We start from the raw sequence: 264 nt of genomic DNA, 5'->3' as shown, positions 1-264 counted from the left end.
AAGTTTCATTAAAATAGCAAGTGTATTTATTGTCATATGAACAATAATAGGCACGATCAATCTATTAGTTTTTACATATAAAAAAGCATACACCAATCCTGCTAAAGTATAAGGAATAACACTTGCCAACTCCATATGAAGTAATGCAAATACAAGAGACGTAATTAAACACGCAATGTAGACATTTGTTCGTTTGCGTAACGTATCAAGAATAATTTTTTTTGTTAAAACCTCTTCCATTACAGGACCGAAAATTGCAATATT

Annotated in this window: 1 protein-coding gene; it reads right to left on the bottom strand. The window is 29.9% G+C overall.

All coding sequences use genetic code 11. The features are described from left to right. Positions 1–264, bottom strand: a 264-nt coding sequence (locus V7038_RS20345; protein ID WP_335695565.1) for a CPBP family intramembrane glutamic endopeptidase, incomplete at both ends; no start/stop codon positions are given.

This window comes from Bacillus sp. JJ783, from assembly GCF_036963225.1.
Taxonomy (GTDB): Bacteria; Bacillota; Bacilli; order Bacillales; family Bacillaceae_G; genus Bacillus_A; species Bacillus_A cereus_U.
The sequence above is the reverse complement of the archived record's forward strand: the minus strand, read 5'-3'. Positions and strand labels throughout refer to the sequence as shown.